General features: G+C 40.5%; 13 protein-coding genes and 3 tRNA genes. 10 read left to right on the top strand and 6 right to left on the bottom strand.

Annotated elements, in window-relative coordinates; translation table 11 throughout:
- Positions 1–5 precede the first annotated feature (5 nt).
- Positions 6–578, bottom strand: a complete 573-nt coding sequence (gene purN / locus OGI71_RS08020) for a phosphoribosylglycinamide formyltransferase (RefSeq protein ID WP_120257940.1) — start codon at positions 576–578, stop codon at positions 6–8.
- Between the two features lie 157 nt (positions 579–735).
- On the opposite strand from purN, the gene OGI71_RS08015 reads away from it, so the two are divergent.
- A complete protein-coding gene (locus tag OGI71_RS08015) occupies positions 736–1,230 on the top strand; it encodes a thioredoxin family protein (RefSeq protein WP_282254870.1) in 495 nt (164 codons plus the stop codon).
- Between the two features lie 99 nt (positions 1,231–1,329).
- On the opposite strand, the gene clpB is transcribed toward OGI71_RS08015, so the two are convergent.
- Entirely contained in the window at positions 1,330–3,930 is a 2,601-nt protein-coding gene (clpB, locus tag OGI71_RS08010; RefSeq protein WP_282254869.1) for an ATP-dependent chaperone ClpB, read from the bottom strand.
- A 272-nt stretch (positions 3,931–4,202) separates the two neighbouring features.
- Here clpB and OGI71_RS08005 point away from each other — a divergent pair.
- The 3 genes from OGI71_RS08005 to OGI71_RS07995 all read left to right on the top strand — a co-directional run bounded on the left by OGI71_RS08005 (position 4,203) and on the right by OGI71_RS07995 (position 4,489).
- Positions 4,203–4,275 (top strand) — tRNA-Thr (locus tag OGI71_RS08005).
- A gap of 34 nt (positions 4,276–4,309) precedes the next feature.
- Positions 4,310–4,382 (top strand) — tRNA-Thr (locus OGI71_RS08000).
- A gap of 34 nt (positions 4,383–4,416) precedes the next feature.
- Positions 4,417–4,489 (top strand) — tRNA-Thr (locus OGI71_RS07995).
- Positions 4,490–4,529: 40 nt separating this feature from the next.
- Here OGI71_RS07995 and OGI71_RS07990 read toward each other — a convergent pair.
- The 3 genes from OGI71_RS07990 to OGI71_RS07980 form a co-directional block, all read right to left on the bottom strand.
- On the bottom strand, positions 4,530–5,942 hold the full coding sequence (locus OGI71_RS07990; RefSeq protein ID WP_282254868.1) for an alkaline phosphatase: 1,413 nt from the start codon (positions 5,940–5,942) through the stop codon (positions 4,530–4,532).
- Positions 5,943–6,027: 85 nt separating this feature from the next.
- Positions 6,028–6,687 (bottom strand): NAD(P)H-binding protein, encoded by a 660-nt coding sequence (locus OGI71_RS07985; protein ID WP_282254867.1) that lies wholly within the window; start codon positions 6,685–6,687, stop codon positions 6,028–6,030.
- A gap of 102 nt (positions 6,688–6,789) precedes the next feature.
- Positions 6,790–7,032, bottom strand: coding sequence for a hypothetical protein (locus tag OGI71_RS07980; protein WP_282254866.1), 243 nt, complete (start codon positions 7,030–7,032; stop codon positions 6,790–6,792).
- Between the two features lie 205 nt (positions 7,033–7,237).
- Between OGI71_RS07980 and OGI71_RS07975 the strand changes: the two genes are divergently transcribed.
- The gene (locus tag OGI71_RS07975) at positions 7,238–7,426 is read left to right on the top strand and encodes a hypothetical protein (protein ID WP_120257934.1); all 189 of its coding nucleotides are present in this window, start codon (positions 7,238–7,240) and stop codon (positions 7,424–7,426) included.
- A gap of 61 nt (positions 7,427–7,487) precedes the next feature.
- Here OGI71_RS07975 and OGI71_RS07970 read toward each other — a convergent pair whose 3' ends face one another.
- Positions 7,488–7,940, bottom strand: coding sequence for an Lrp/AsnC ligand binding domain-containing protein (locus OGI71_RS07970; RefSeq protein WP_108631878.1), 453 nt, complete (start codon positions 7,938–7,940; stop codon positions 7,488–7,490).
- Positions 7,941–8,063: 123 nt separating this feature from the next.
- Between OGI71_RS07970 and rocD the strand changes: the two genes are divergently transcribed.
- From rocD to OGI71_RS07945, 5 genes are all read left to right on the top strand, one after another.
- Positions 8,064–9,329: an ornithine--oxo-acid transaminase gene (gene rocD, locus OGI71_RS07965; protein ID WP_282254865.1), complete on the top strand. Its 1,266-nt coding sequence runs from the start codon at positions 8,064–8,066 to the stop codon at positions 9,327–9,329.
- Entirely contained in the window at positions 9,326–10,291 is a 966-nt protein-coding gene (gene rocF, locus OGI71_RS07960) for an arginase (protein WP_282254864.1), read from the top strand. The genes rocD and rocF overlap by 4 nt, the downstream gene beginning before the upstream one ends.
- A gap of 615 nt (positions 10,292–10,906) precedes the next feature.
- Positions 10,907–12,571, top strand: coding sequence for a tetratricopeptide repeat protein (locus OGI71_RS07955; RefSeq protein ID WP_282254863.1), 1,665 nt, complete (start codon positions 10,907–10,909; stop codon positions 12,569–12,571).
- A 206-nt stretch (positions 12,572–12,777) separates the two neighbouring features.
- Entirely contained in the window at positions 12,778–15,561 is a 2,784-nt protein-coding gene (locus tag OGI71_RS07950; protein ID WP_282254862.1) for a TonB-dependent receptor, read from the top strand.
- 66 nt (positions 15,562–15,627) lie between these two features.
- Entirely contained in the window at positions 15,628–16,890 is a 1,263-nt protein-coding gene (locus OGI71_RS07945; protein WP_282254861.1) for a right-handed parallel beta-helix repeat-containing protein, read from the top strand.
- Positions 16,891–16,900 lie beyond the last annotated feature (10 nt).

Here is a 16,900-nt window from a genome sequence, read left to right as displayed (position 1 = left end):
TGTTTTTACATTTTTTTGATTAGGTTCTCAATTACTTTCGGGAAATGCTGGTGTTCCAATTGCTGTCCTTTGAACTTAATAATATCCAGGGTATCACCCGCATCTACCTTAAATTTTGCTTGATAAATAATCTCGCCCTCATCAAAGTGCTCATTGGCAAAATGAATGGTAATGCCATGCTCTTCTTCTTTGTTGGCCAAAACAGCTTTATGTACATGGTCGCCATACATGCCCTTGCCACCATATTTAGGTAGGAGAGCAGGGTGGATATTAATGATCTGATTTGGATAGGCTTTTAAAAGATTGTTTGGAACAAGCCATAGGAAACCTGCCAAAACGATCAGATCAATATTCAAATTTTTAAGGATGTTAACGACATTGTCCGTGTTGTAAAATTCATTGCGATCAAATATATGGGCTGGAATTTCAAAATTGTCAGCGCGTTGAATAACATAAGCATCAGGGTTGTTGGACAGGATCAGCGCAACCTCAACTTCATCTGAGTATTTGAAATGTTCCATTATTTTTTGAGCATTGGACCCTGAACCTGAAGCAAAAATGGCAATTCGTTTTTTCACGATTAATGAGTGTTAATAGATTTGATCGATTTAAAAATTAGTCCAAACTTACGCATTTTTTGCAAAAAAACTAAAATATTGACGAATAGAACCGCATTTTTAGGTATTATTGATCAAAATTAATTGAATATTCATTTTCAGTTTAAAATTCTTTAACATGAAGTTACTTTGTTCCGTATTTTTTGCATGTGCATTTTTTCTTTTTCAACCCTTATTTGCGCAGGCTCCAAAAACAATTCCAGCATTTACGTTTGATGAGGTCTATGGGTCGGGCAAATTCAATTCGGACAAATTGCCCAGGACAGGTTATATCGTTTTGGACTTCTATGATCCGGGCTGTGGCCATTGTCAGAAAATGGGGGCGGGCATTGCACAGAATTTACAAAAGCTAAAAAACGTTAGTTTTTATTTTATCTCCATGAACGACAAACCTTATGTGGATGGATTTATTAATATGCATGCCAAAGCATTGAAAACTGCTCCCAATGTGAAATTTTTGTTTGATTCGGGAACACAGTTTATAGAAAAATTCAGCCCAAGTAATTATCCTTCTCTTTATGTTTATGATGCAAAAACGAGGACCTTAGTGCAGCATCTTGACGGGGAAGACGATGTGAAGAAATTGCTGAAAACAGTAGGAGTTTGGAATTAAATTATAGTTGGCTTATAGTAATATACTAGTTTATAGAATAAAAGCCCCACTTCATTAGCGGGGCTTTTATGATTATTCATCACTATAAGCTATCAATTATCAATCTTCCTGTTTATTGATAAAGACGAATTTTCCATCAAACACATCCAATCTGATAATCGAATCGCGACTGACTTTGCCCGATAAGATTTCTTTGGATAACTCATTCAGAATACGTTTCTGAATGACACGTTTCAATGGTCTAGCACCATAGATCGGATCGTATCCGAGTTGTGCCAACCAATCCATCGCTTCATCCGAGGCTGTTATAAAGATATTTTGTTCGGCCAGTTGTTTTTGGACATGCACAAATTGAAGTCGAACAATATCACCAATCTCATCTCTACTCAATGGTGTAAACATAATCACTTCATCAATACGGTTCAGGAATTCTGGACGGATCGACTGTTTGAGTAGGTCAAACACTTCAGTACGTGTTTTTGCAATGATCTCCTCTTTATTGTCATCATCCAAATGACTGAAATTCTCTTGGATAATATGTGATCCTGTATTAGAGGTCATTATAATGATTGTGTTCTTAAAGTTGACTGTACGGCCTTTATTGTCTGTTAGGTGACCATCATCCAATACCTGCAACAAGATGTTAAATACATCCGGATGTGCTTTTTCAATTTCATCCAATAATACGACCGAATAAGGATGTCTGCGTACGGCTTCTGTAAGCTGACCACCTTCATCATAACCAACATATCCAGGAGGCGCGCCAATCAAACGGGATACGGCATGCCTTTCCTGATATTCGGACATGTCGATACGCACCATAGATTGTTCATCATCGAATAGAAATTCAGCCAGGGCTTTTGCGAGTTCGGTTTTTCCGACCCCGGTTGTACCCAGGAAGATGAATGAACCTATTGGGCGTTTCGCATCATTCAGTCCTGCTCTTGAACGGCGGATTGCATCAGAGATCGCTTCAATGGCTTCATCTTGACCCGCAACCCGTTTGTGAAGTTCCTCTTCCAGGTTCAGCAGCTTTTCACGTTCAGACTGAATCATTTTGCTGACAGGTATTCCGGTCCATTTGGCAACGACATCAGCAATATCTTCTGAAGTTACCTCTTCCTTGAGCATACGCTTGCTTTCCTGTTTTTCAGCCAGTTCAGCTTTCAGTTTCTCCACTTTTTCCTGTGCTTCTTTGATCCGTCCGTAACGTAATTCAGCTACTTTACCATAATCACCTGAACGTTCGGCCTGTTCGGCTTCAAGTTTATAGTTTTCAATGTTTTCAATTTCTTGGTTCACATTGTCCACCAGGCTTTTTTCTTCCTGCCATGAAGCTCTCAGGGTGTCGCGTTCAGCAGATAAGTTGGCAATGCTTTCAGAAAGTTCCTGCACCTTTTTGTCGTCATTCTCACGTTTCAGCGCTTCGCGTTCGATTTCCAATTGCATGATACGGCGCTCCAGTTCGTCTACGGCCTCTGGTACAGAGTCCATCTCCAAACGTAATTTGGATGCCGCCTCGTCAATTAAGTCGATGGCTTTGTCCGGTAAAAAACGATCCGCGATATAACGTTGTGATAACTCCACGGCAGCAATAATAGACTCGTCGAGAATACGCACTTTATGGTGTGTTTCATAACGTTCTTTCAATCCCCGTAGGATGGAGATGGCGTCTTGCGTGTCTGGCTCTTCCACCATGACTTTTTGAAACCTACGCTCCAAAGCTTTGTCTTTTTCAAAGTATTTTTGATATTCGTTGAGCGTGGTTGCTCCAATTGCACGTAGCTCACCTCTGGCCAAGGCAGGTTTCAGGATGTTTGCGGCATCCATAGCGCCTTCACCACCACCAGCACCAACCAGGGTGTGGATCTCATCAATGAAAAGGACGATCTCACCATTGGAATCGGTTACTTCTTTGACAACAGCTTTCAAGCGTTCCTCAAATTCACCTTTATATTTAGCTCCGGCAACCAGGGCGCCCATATCCAAAGAAAATACAATTTTGGATTTTAGATTCTCTGGTGCGTCGCCTTTGATAATCCGATAGGCGATTCCTTCCGCAATAGCGGTCTTACCAACCCCGGGTTCGCCAACGAGTATGGGGTTGTTTTTGGTACGTCGTGAAAGAATCTGCATGACACGTCTGATTTCCTCGTCACGGCCAATGACCGGGTCTAATTTGCCGGATTCGGCATATTCATTTAGGTTACGGGCATATTTTCCAAGTGCGTTGTAAGTTGCTTCCGCATTTTGATCAGTCACGCGACTATTGCCCCGCAATTCTTTAATGGCCGTCTTAAGATCTTTTTCCGTCACCCCTTGTGATTTCAGTAGGGATGAGGTTTTGTCTGAAGTGGCCAATATACCCAGTAGTACATGTTCGACCGATACAAATTCATCGTTGAATTCTTTGAGATATCCTTGTGCTTTCTGTAAAGCGTTGTTTGCATCACTGCTCAGATAGATATTGCTTCCGCTTACTTTAGGGAAGCTCTCGATTTGCTTATCAAGCTCAGCGCCAAGGTAGGGGATGTTGACGTTCAATTTCTTTAATAGGTGACTGACAACATTTTCATCTACAGTAAGTAATGCTTTTAATATATGTGCTGTCTCGATGGCCTGTTGCTGATTTTCAGCAGCTATCTCCGACGCTTTTTGTATAGCCTCTTGGGCTTTGATTGTGTAATTGTTAAAGTTCATTCTGTATCGCTTAATTAAAGTTTTGTTGATATGTAGGGGTATAACAATTGAAGTGCCATTCGGGTTTTACGTGATAATTCGGAAAAAATGACATTGATATTTATTGATTCATGACAAATTTTCAGTATTAAAAAATAATGCTGTTGATTTTTAAATATTTGGCGTCAAAGCGGGTAAAAATTATAGCGAGGGACTTGCATTTTTGATTTAGGCTTTCGATATTTGCAGCATCTTAAAACGGAGGTCGTTTTAAGATTGAAAAGAAGTAAAAAGCCTCTTTAGCTCAGCTGGTAGAGCAACTGACTTGTAATCAGTAGGTCATTGGTTCGATTCCGATAAGAGGCTCTTTGAGCGATACTCATTAAAATTCATTTAAAAAGCCTCTTTAGCTCAGCTGGTAGAGCAACTGACTTGTAATCAGTAGGTCATTGGTTCGATTCCGATAAGAGGCTCTTTGAGCGATACTCATTAAAATTCATTTAAAAAGCCTCTTTAGCTCAGCTGGTAGAGCAACTGACTTGTAATCAGTAGGTCATTGGTTCGATTCCGATAAGAGGCTCAAAAAAATCCCCAAGAATTTCTTGGGGATTTTTTTGTTTTTAGTCTAAGCTTAGTTTGGCAGCTATCGCTATTTTCTTCGGTATATCGGTGTTGTCCATTTTTTGGTTGAACTGTTCTGCGCCTGCACCAATGGCATAAACGGGTGCATAAGCTGCTGAATGGTTGTTGGAAGCCCAAGCAATTGATCCCATACGGTTTAGTATGGCAATGCTTAAAGCCGCGATTTTGTCATCACTGGCGTACAAACTTTTTGCTGTTTCATTCTGATGGTCAACGAAACTGCGTTGGTAAGCTCCCTGTAGCGATTTATCGTCATCCGCATTGACTTTTACTTGGTTATACAGGCCTGTATGCGTAGAAAGCAGATTTTTTAAGTCATACCAAGTTGCATTTGCTTTGTTTTTGCGCAGGTGACCAATTTCATTTGAAAGCTCGGCATGCGATAATTTTTGATTAGCCAGTAATTTTGTCTTTAAAGTAGAGCTACCGTTGCCGATGCCCAATCCACCAGTCTCATGGTCAGCAGTGACCACAATAAGTGTTTCCTTGGGGTGTTTCTTGTAGAATTCATATACAAGTTCTGCCGCTGAATTAAAGTCTAATACTTCCTGGATGGTGGTAGCAGCATCATTTGCATGGCAGGCCCAGTCTATTTTTCCACCTTCAACCATCAAAAAGAATCCATTTTTATTGTTTTGTTCTAAAGATTGGATTGCAGCAGCGGTAATATCCGCTAGCTTGAGGTCAGATGGTTTTTGATCTATGGCATATTTTAGCGCATCTGTTGCAGTGCCGTCTGTATTCATAAGGATGATTTTGTCAGACTTGCGGGGATGTTGCGTATAGGCCTCTTTTCCCTTTAGAATTTTATATCCTGCTTTTTCAAATAAGGGGAAAAGGGAAGGAGCGGGTTGTTTATCAAAGGTTGTTTCGGGTTTTAGGAAATTGGATCCACCAAAGAAGTCAAAATTGGAGCTGATAATTTCTTTGCCAATTTCGTAATACATATCCCGGTCGGGCTGATGGGCGTAAAACGAAGCAGGTGTAGCATGGTCTATACTCACACTCGTGATGATACCGACTTTCTTTCCTTTTTCCTTAGCTGCATAAGCGATACTTTTGTGTGGTACTGTTCCGGTACTGTCCATTCCGATAACACCATTTTTCGTCTTTTTACCGACGGCAAGAGCTGTACCGCCAGCACCAGAATCGGTAACACCGTTGGATTGGGAGTGCGTGGAAGCAAAACCAACATGGGGAAACTGCGTAAAAACCAAAGGTACCGTACTGTTTTTTTGCTGCAGTTCGGCACGGTGTATTTCGGTCAGATTGACTTGATTGAGTCCCATTCCGTCACCGATGAGGAAAAAGATATATTTTGCTTCTTGGCTAAAAGCCGGAAATACATAAATAAAAGCAAAGAGAAAAAGGAATAAAAAGCGTTTTTTCATTAGTGTGATAAATAAAATAAATGACGGCAAATTAATAAGCCCGAATTAGCTTATTGTTAATTCATTGTTATGAATACTTTTTACGTTACCCTTGGTTCGTAGTGTCTGATAGCTGTTTGATATCTTCTACCGAGATGATATTGACGCGTTCTTTGTGAGTCTGGATAGCCTGTATCATCGCTTGGGCAACTGTGGCAACGGGTAGCGCTTCATAACTCTTAAAAAGGCCGATACGGTTAAAAGCGCGTAATGTCTTTATGCCGATCTTTTCACCTAAACGATCTGTATTGGGACGGATCAAGCCGCCGGGTTGTACAATAATAAGTTTACCAAAATCTAGCGCTTTCACATGTTGCTCCAGACTCCCTTTCATCCGATTGTAGAAAATCTTTGATTCAGCGTCTGCGTTGACCGCCGAAAGTAATACAAAGCAGGGGATTTCATTTTTCTTGGCCAGTGCTGCGAACTGTAGATTAAGGTCATGATCTACCTTCCATTGTGCTTCTTTACTACCTGCATCTTTGACTGTGGTACCCAGGCAGGAAAAAGCAATATCGCCGTGAATCTCCTGTTCAAACTCTTGGAGTTTACTGAAGTCTATAATGATCTGTTGTAATTTGGGTTGTTCATCAAAGCTCTTGCGACGTAAGAGGACGACGACTTCGGTGAAATCAGTAGACTTTAATAGTTCATGAACAAGTACTCTTCCAGTTGCACCGGAACCACCAATTAAAACTGCTCTCATGTTGTTGATTTTTTTTGTTTTACATCAAATGAACGACAGGCTATCTCTGTCAATCGGGACAGCAATACTGCTATGATAAGCAATAGTTTTACATCAGAATCTCTAATCTTTGTAATTTGGTTTTCCGGGTGTAAAACGTACGATGGATTGATCCAGTCTCAGGGCGTCGGCTACGGTGATCAGATCTTCTTCCACAATGAAGTTTTGATCGATAGCCGTTTTTATTGTCGTAAAATCTTCTTGATCGGCGTCCTGAAAATACAGTAGCGATTGGATGGTCGATACAGCTACGAGTTCGAGTAATTCATCTTCACCTTCATAGCCAACATAGAAAAAATCTGCCATAATTATACAATTTGGTTTTATACGAATATACTTTATTTAATCCTAAAATTACCTAATTCGAACTGAAAACTTGTCGCTGATATGTTGTTTTTTAATAAAGTATAGAATTTGAATTTTCTTATCCGGAGACTTATTTCCCTGACAAAAATGCCTTATATTTGAAGTAATCGTTTTAAATAAATATTAACAATAAGATCATATAAAGATGGATAAAGAGCAGATACAAAATTGGTTGGATAATGGGTATGATATACTGCACCATGGCAGGCCGGTTAAAGTTGAAGGCAATCTGTGGGATTATATAGATGGATTGGGAAGCTATGAAAATGTGTTTGTATTACGGGAACTTATTTATTGGACAGAGGAGGAGCTGGCAAATATCGGAAAACAATAACAAGGTCTTGAATCCAAGATTGCTGTCTGAGATCCGAGACCAGTTGAGCTTGCTATTGTTGTTAAAGGATAATATTGCGTTTAAATGCACATCCTAATTCGATAAGAGAATCTGTCTTTGCGATGCCCGGAATGTTGTCAATTTTTTCATAAAGCAACTGACGCATATGTTCATGGTTTTTGGCGATAATCTTTACGTATAAGGTGTAGTTTCCAGTGATGTAATAACATTCCGTAACTTCAGGAATCTTTTTCAGCTCGGCAATGATACGACTTGAATCATGATCTTTTTCCAGACTGAGCCCCGTAAAAGCCCCCCAATCATAACCTAATCTTTTTTCATCTAATACGGGTTTTATGCCTGTTAATATCCCTTGCTCCATGAGACGATTGATACGTTGATGGATCATGGTATTGGATACGCCTAATGCTGTTGCAATAGCCGAGTACGCCATTCGGCCATCCGCATCCAGATATTTTAAAATTTGAAGGTCAAATTCATCTATGCCGTTCATTGTTATGTAGGTTTAAAAGTTAATTTTAATATTTTAATGCTAATTTAGTGTTAAATTCTATTATTTTACCTTAAAAATAGTAAAAATTGTATATTTGTTATTATTTGAAATAAAATCCAAATTATGAGTATTGTATCTAAACAAGGAAACGGCGCGGCATTTATTGCCAAGGAAGAAAAATATGGAGCACACAACTATCACCCTTTACCGGTTGTGTTGGAACGGGCAGAAGGTGTGATGGTATGGGATGTTGATGGTAAGTCTTATTTTGATTTCCTGTCGGCATATTCAGCAGTCAATCAGGGGCATTGTCACCCACGTATTATTGCTGCGTTGACAGATCAAGCTCAGAAGTTGACTTTGACTTCACGTGCTTTCTATAACAATAAGCTGGGTGATTTTGAGGAAATGATCTGTAAGCTATTTGGTTTCGATAAAGCTTTGGTTATGAACTCGGGTGTTGAGGCTGTTGAAACAGCGATGAAGCTCTGTCGCAAATGGGCATATCAGGTCAAAGGTATTGCTCAAAATCAGGCTAAAATAGTTTTTGCCAAAGATAATTTTCATGGACGTACCATTTCGGTGATATCTGCTTCAAACGATACGACTGCAACCAACGATTTTGGTCCTTTCGTGGAGGGAGTTGCATTGGTGCCCTACAATGATATTGCGGCATTGGAAGCCTTGTTTAAACAGGATAAAAATATTGCCGGATTTATTGTTGAGCCGATTCAGGGTGAAGCAGGAATTGTGGTTCCGGATGCAGATTATTTGAAACGTGTACGCCAGTTGTGTACAACCTATAATGTACTCTTTATTGCGGATGAAATCCAGACAGGTATTGCAAGAACTGGAAGCATGTTGGCTTCTTATGCCATTGATGATGCGGACAGTGCGAGTAAACCGGACGTATTGATATTGGGAAAAGCGCTGTCTGGAGGTGTATTGCCAGTCTCAGCGGTATTGGCAGATGATGCGATTATGTTATGTATCAAACCGGGCGAGCATGGTTCTACCTACGGTGGTAATCCACTGGCCTGTGCGGTAGCGATGGAAGCGCTCCAGGTTGTACTGGATGAAGATCTGATCAACAATGCCCGTCAAATGGGGGATCTGTTTTTGGAGGGGTTACGAAAAATTGCGGCTAAATCGGATATGATTACCGAAGTCAGAGGCAAAGGACTATTGACAGCTATTGTGATCAATGCTAGCGAAGAGAGTGATCTAGCTTGGAATATTTGCCTGAAATTTAAGGAAAATGGTCTTTTGGCAAAACCTACCCATGGCAACAAGATCCGTTTGGCGCCGCCATTGGTCATTACGGAAAGTCAGATTGACAGCTGCCTGGAGATAATCGAACGATCGTTGACTAATGTGACTGCGCGATGAAGAAAATGATTGAATTGATCAAAAATAGATCGGATATTGGTGCGGGTACCCGAGGTTCTGACCTTGGTATAGATGCTATTGAGATTGCGGCGATCAACAAGGGAAGTCAGTATTTTATCAATTATCCCTTTGTGGATGTGCCTACACGAAATAGTTCCATTTACCAAAATGATAACCATCCTTTCGGTAAACATATCCAACAGATTTACGAACAATGTAAGCAGGTGGCCTCTACAGTGGAAGATAGTCTGTCGGCTGGTAATTTCCCCTTGGTATTTTCGGGTGACCATTCTTCGGCAATGGGGACAATCAGCGGTATCAAGTCGGCTTATCCCGATAAAAAATTGGGTGTGATTTGGGTAGATGCCCATGCAGATATTCATTCGCCTTATACGACACCTTCTGGCAACATGCATGGCATGCCCTTGGCAGCCATGTTGAATGAAGATAACCTGTCCTGTAAAATTAATGAAATTGATCAATCAACGCAGGAATTCTGGAATAAGCTGAAGCGTATTGCCGGTCCGGCAGAAAAGATACAACCAGCGAGTTTAATCTATTTTGGTGTCAGGGATACTGAGGAACCAGAAGATCTTTTGATTGCGCATTTGGGAATTAAAAATTACCGTGTCGAAGAAATTCGCCAACGAGGAATTGAAGACTGTGTGGCTGAAGCATTGATCCGTTTGCAGGACTGCGATATGATTTATATCTCTTTTGATGTGGATAGCATGGATAGCGAATTGATCTCAGACGGTACTGGGACGCCTGTTCCCAAGGGGTTTATGCCAAAGGAAATCGTCCTGATATTGGAAGAAATCATACGTTCCGAAAAAGTTGGCTGTCTGGAGATTGTCGAAGTAAACCCATTGTTGGACAATAAAGGGAATAAGATGGCGGAGGTCGCTTTTGATATTTTAGAACGCATAACACCGATGATCGAGCTTAAATCTGGTGATTGATAGCTAATATGATTTCATTTTATATTGCTTTTGGCTTAGGTCCGCTTCTCTGTAAGGATTAGTGATATTTAACTAAGATTGAGCAAAAGGTCATGTAGTGCGCCTGTATTAATATTTAATAAATCAATAAGTACTAAGGGGTATCCGATATGAAGATCGGATACCCCTTATTTTTTACTGTTTCTGAAGGTAGTCCCTTATAGGATCTTTTTCAATAGTTCAACCCTAAGTCGTTTGCTTTTATCTTGTTAGGTCGTTTTTTCGTGTATGACAGGGACTTCGGTGCAGGCAAGATGCGTCCAACAAGGCCTGTTGGAGGTTAATTGTTTGGTGTTTTATTGCCATTATACCAAAGAAACAGCAAAGAAACAGCAAAGAAATAGCAAGCCAGGTCCCTAGAAAGTACGAAGAAGTCTCGAAGAACTGGCCTAGAAATGGCAAAGAACAACCCACAAATAACCAAAGAAATAGCAATAAATAACCAAAGAAATAGCAATAAATAACCAAAGAAATAGCAATAAATAAGCAGAGAAAAGAGGCACTTTCGTATAAAATATCCTGCCCACAGGACTGCAGATATATATTAAGTTTAATCGGATTTAATATTCTCTTAACATGCTAACGCTTAAATTTACGCGGCGACTATTTACGGCAAAAATGAGAATTTCTTACAATATTATATTTTCGACCTTCTTTCTGGTACAGTTTTTTTTCTCACAGTTGACTACGGCACAAGCTGATTCATTTAAAGAGATTCGGGTATTAAGTCAAAATTATCCAGATTCGGCGATTACCTTAGTGAAAAAACGTTATGCGAAAGCCATAAACGACCGCGATCTACTGCTGCAGGGAAATTGCCTGCAGACAATAGGTTGGTTATGCGTGAATCAGGGGCATTATGCCCAGGCACAGGACTATTACTTTCAGGCAGACCGCATCTACACCCAGCTCAACGCGAAACAGGCACTGGGATCCAACTGGAGCGATATCGGTGAACTCAATATTTTCAACAAGCGCCATCAGTTGGCAAAGGAATACTTTAACAAGGCGCTACACGCATTCAAAAGCGAAAATGATCGAAATGGCGAGGCCTCTGTACTGGGAAATATGGGGCATCTTTTTGAAAAGGAGGGACATTATGATTCGGCCTTTGTCTATCAAAAACAGGCCTTGGCGATCTACCGTGAGCAGAGAAATCGTAACGGGGAAGCCAAGATTCATGAAAACTTGGGCAGTATCTATGAAGATCTTGGGAAATACGATAGTGCTTATTTGCATTTTGAAAAGGCGAGGAATTTATATCAGGAAACACAGGATAACTATGGAAGGATTGTGGTGATCAATAATATGGGTGATATCTTTCGAAAAACCAGTAAATATCCCGAAAGTATTCAGCTGACCCAACTCGCTTTTCGCCTAGCGGAGAATCTTGGAGATGTCTATCAGATGGCATCAACGACAAAAGATCTCAGTAAGACATATGCTTTAAGCGGACAAATGGACAGTGCTTATTTCTATGCAGAACGGAGCCGAAAACTCGTGCTGGAGCTTTATAGTGTGGATGGGGCGCGGCACACAGCATTTTTCCAGGCACTGTATGATATGAATCAAAAGGCGGAGGAAATAGAAAAACTACAGACAAACAAACGGATCAATTCGATCTTGTTGCTCGGTACGATTGTGGTATTGATCTTATTGAGTGTATTATCCTATGTTCTTTATAGCCGGCAGAAAATAAGGATCAAAACTCAGATCGCTGAATCACGGAAACAGGAAGCGGAGCGTGAACTGGCGGAAATAGCACTCAAAAATCAGCTGTTGGAAGATAAGCAGCTCAAGCAGGAGCTAACGCTGAAGGAAAAGGAACTCACATCCCATACGCTCAACCTCATCCGCAGCAACCAATTTCTGGAAGAACTTCGCGACGAATTGAAAGCGCTAGTCAAAGACGATCGACGGGATCAAAAGAAACCTATGCAACGGTTGGTACAACAGATCAATGAACATATTACGCAAGGCATCCATTGGAAAGAGTTTATGGGGACATTTGAACGCGTACATCATAGTTTCTTTGAAAAACTGATCAAGCTATTTCCTGATCTGACCGCAGCCGACATGCGCCTGATCGCATTGCTAAAAATCAATCTCAACAATACAGATATCGCGATCCTGTTGGGGATATCACAGGATAGTCTTCGTGTGGCCAGACATCGGTTAAGGAAAAAACTAAAATTGGAACAGGGTGAGGATCTCGCCGGGTATCTGCTTAGTATTTCATGATTTCTTAACATAGGAGTAACTGAAGGTTAATGGCGCTTATTTTTCTTGTAATTATCTTTATTTCAGTTGTTTATTTACTGTTGATTCCCTCTGGTTGATCCCCTGTTTCAGCTTGTTTCTTTCTTGTAACGCCAAAGATTTTGTGAATCTGTTGCAGGCTATCATATTTGCAGCAATAATCAGAGATTCATAATAATCTATTAAAAATGAAAAATGTTTTAACGGTATTGCTTGCCTCCAGTATTTCGATCAGCGCCGCTTATGCGACCAAGATCAAGGGGAAAGTCCTGGATGGACAAACGGGGGAAGCCATTGTCGGTGCTACCGTGTTCCTCGAACAAAGTGGTTTGTCAACCAAGACACAATTGGATGGTTCCTTTGAATTCAAAGGACTATCCGCAGGTACAGAGAAAGTCCATATTCGACATGTGGCCTATACTGAATTGATTAAAGAAATTGAGATTAAAAAAGAAAATACGCCTCATTTTACTTTTCAGCTTACCTCGAGTGAACAAACTTTAATGGAGGTAACTGTTAAAGGAAAGCGAAATGGCGGCGATGATGATCCAAGCGCTCGTCGACTAGAAAAGAATGCCTCACAGATCATGAACGTCGTATCAGCTCGGGCAATTGAGATATCTCCAGATATTACAGTGGCAAATGTTGTGCAACGTGTTTCGGGTGTTTCAATCGAACGAAATTCAAATGGTGAGGGGCAGTATGCTATTTTAAGAGGAATGGACAAACGTTATAATACGACATTGGTCAATGGCGTAAAAGTCCCCAGTCCTGACAACAAATACCGTTATGTGCCCTTGGATCTGTTCCCATCGGATATGTTGGAGCGATTGGAAATTTACAAATCCCTGACGCCAAATATGGAGGCTGATGCCATTGGTGGTGTCGTAAATATGGTTATGAAATCTGCTCCAAGTAAATTATTGTTTCAGGCCAACTTAGCTACAGGATATAGCCAACGGTATTTTAATGGGGATTTTGGAAGCTTTTCCACCAGCGGGGTTTCGTCAAAATCTCCTTATGAACTGCATGGAAAAAATTATAATGCTACTTCTGGTGATTTTGATAAGGGAACGTTGGATTATATGTATAAAAAACCATCACCAGATCTTATCGGTAATCTAACAATTGGTAATCGCTATTTAGATGATAAGTTGGGAGTCATACTAGGGGCAAGTTATCAAAATCTTCATCGTGGCAGTCGTTCTATTTTCTACAAATCGTCTGTCGTTGATATCAATCCCAATGCGGTCATTACTGAACAGAGTGACCGACAGTATGATGAACAGCAACAACGCTTGGGACTGCATAACAAAATTGATTATCGATTCAACCCAAACCATCGGCTGAGTTTTTATCAGATGTACGTGAATTTGAACAACCTCCAATTACGTGATGCGGTCAATACCATTTACAATGGACAGTACGATCCAAGTATCGGTAAGTCAGAACTGACCTATATGACCCGTAGCAGGAAGACACAACAACAGATCTACACTGGTAATCTCCAAGGCGAGCATCATTTTTTGGATAATCGTTTGAATTTTCGCTGGTCGGGTGTCTTATCTTCGGCGCGCAATGAGTTGCCGCAGAACACGACAATTAGCTTAGATGGAGTAGAAGAGAACTTCGAACGTAGACGGACTTCTCTCGTAAACAAGTCGCCAGTGACTTACCGTTGGGAGCGTAATACCGATGAGGATCGAGCCGGTTATTGGGACCTCGCTTATAAAGTTCCGATGGCAGAAAACAAACTGGAGATTTCCACTGGTGGTTTATATCGTGACAAACAACGGAGCAGCTTCTATAATAATTATAACCTTTCTCCGATCTCTGATGAGGCAAAATATAAATATGGGGTTGATTTTCAGAAATATACGGATCTCCAATTGACAGTCAGTAACGCTACTGGTGCTGTTGCTAATGCATTGACCTACGATGCTGATGAAAAAACGACGGCGGTTTACGGTATGTTCAACTATGAGAATGACAAGCTTCAAATGATCGGAGGTATACGTATGGAACATACGAATCAAGGGTATAAATTATTATTCCCTGCTGGAGAAAAGAGACCTAAGGGATCCCAGATTTATACAGAATGGTTGCCGAGTTTAACGATTAAATATCATTTGGACAAAAAGCAACAACTTCATGCAGCTTACTATCGGGCATTAAACCGCCCTGGTTTTTACGAAATTGTTCCATCTAGTGTTGTCAATGAGGAATTTATGGAACGAGGAAATCCAGATTTGAAACACGCGTTGGCCGATAATTTTGATTTACGTTACGAATTATTCCCAGAAGCGTCATCACAATTTCTTGTGGGTATGTTTTATAAAAAGATTAAAAACCCTATCGAGTACACTTTTCAGCCTGATGAGGTACGCAGGCAGGACGTATACTATACACCTGGAAATTTTGGAACTGCTAAAAACTTCGGCTTAGAGGTTGATTATATTAAGTATATCCAAAAATTTGGTGTTAAGGCAAATTATACTTACACGCATTCGCGTATCACGACTACTAAAATGACCCGTAAGACGAACGAAGTTACACAGGATCCTGATCCTATCTTTTTGGATCAAACTCGCCCTCTTTATGGGCAAGCAGCACATATAGCTAATTTATCCTTGTTATACAAAGATGCTAACAAAGGTTGGGAAGGACAATTGGCTGGATCTTATACCGGATCTCGGATCAATACCGTTTCCCAGTTTTTGAATAATGATTTATGGCAAAAGGGATTTATTCAACTTGATGCTTCTGTGGAAAAGAAATTCCGTGCAGGATGGGCAATTTTCGCCAAAGCCAATAATATATTAAATACACCTATGGAACTGTATGTGAAGGGGACAAATCCTGAGAATGATAAGATTAAGGAAAAGCTCGTACAGGGGGGTAATACGCTTATTCGGAAGGATTTATATGGCCAGAATTATATCCTAGGTCTACGCTATAATCTGAATAAATAGGTTTGTGAAGCATTTAGCATATTATAATTAAATAAATCGAGCACATGCTCATAATGAAATATACAGATGAAAAATAACATTATTTTATTGTTTACAGCTCTTTCAATCGCATTGTTAGCGGGCTGTGAAAAGGCAAATATTGACGTGGATACTTCTGATGCCAATGGTAGTGCTATTGGTGAAGTTTCCGGCGTTTGGAGTAAGGGGAGTATCCAGCATATTAAAGGTGATATTATTATTCCCGAAGGAAAAACATTGACCATTGAGGAGGGCGTGACGGTGTTAATGGACTCTGTTGGTAAAGCTGAAATCGTGGTGTTGGGAAATCTATATGCGCTAGGTACAGCTGAAAATCCGGTGAAATTTACCGTAGAAGATAAATACAAATCTAAAACCAATGAATTTGGAAAGCTTTGGGGTGGTATTTTAGCGGCACCTAGTTGTCAGGAGTTAGTTTTAGACCATACAATTATCGAATATGGGGGAGCAATTACTTCAGATGCTTCAATGTCTGTCAAAATGGGATTATATAAAAAGACAGCTGGTGAAGCGTTACCAGCATTATGGTTTTCCAATATTGATGGGAAACTGATTGTTCAAAATAGTACAATCAGTCATTTTCATGAAGATTGCACCTATATTGAAGGTGGTAAAATTATCTTCGCTAACAATCGCTTCTTCTCGAATGGCGTCACTGGAGGTGAAGCCATGAACTTTAAATCGGGTTGTCTCGCTGATGTCGCCTACAATTTGGTCTACAGCGTCAATACCAATGCCTTAAAGCTATCCAATTCAGGAGACAGAATACCACAGGCACATATCATCGTTTACAACAATACCATGCTGAATACGGGCTGGCGTCGGCCGACAGCAAAAGGTGGTTCGGTTTGGTTGGAGGCATCTGTTAAAGCGGAAGTTTACAATAATCTGTTCGCCAATACGCGATTTGGGGTTAAACGCGACCCCAAGAAGCCCGAAGATAAGCGCTCGGTATCAAGCAACAATTGGTATTATGGTTATGATCAATTGACGGTGGATCAATTTCAGGTCGGAAAGAATGATATCGTTGAAGGTACCAATGATGTCAGGGGCAAATTGGCAGGGGAGAACAACCCTAAATTTGTGAACTATCCATTAGAAACTCCCGGTGATAACTATGTATTTAATGCAGCCTGGGATTTCCACCTACAAGGAAATTCACCCGCTTTGAAAGCTGGTACGTTAGCATTCAAACCACATTTTATAGACGGATTGACACTATCAAATGGTTTATCCTACAGCTCTCCACAACCTGCAACTTATGTTGGTGCTTTTGGTGCCAAATTTTAATTAATTCAAC

Source organism: Sphingobacterium sp. ML3W, from assembly GCF_029542085.1.
Classification (GTDB): Bacteria; Bacteroidota; Bacteroidia; order Sphingobacteriales; family Sphingobacteriaceae; genus Sphingobacterium.
The sequence above is the reverse complement of the archived record's forward strand: the minus strand, read 5'-3'. Positions and strand labels throughout refer to the sequence as shown.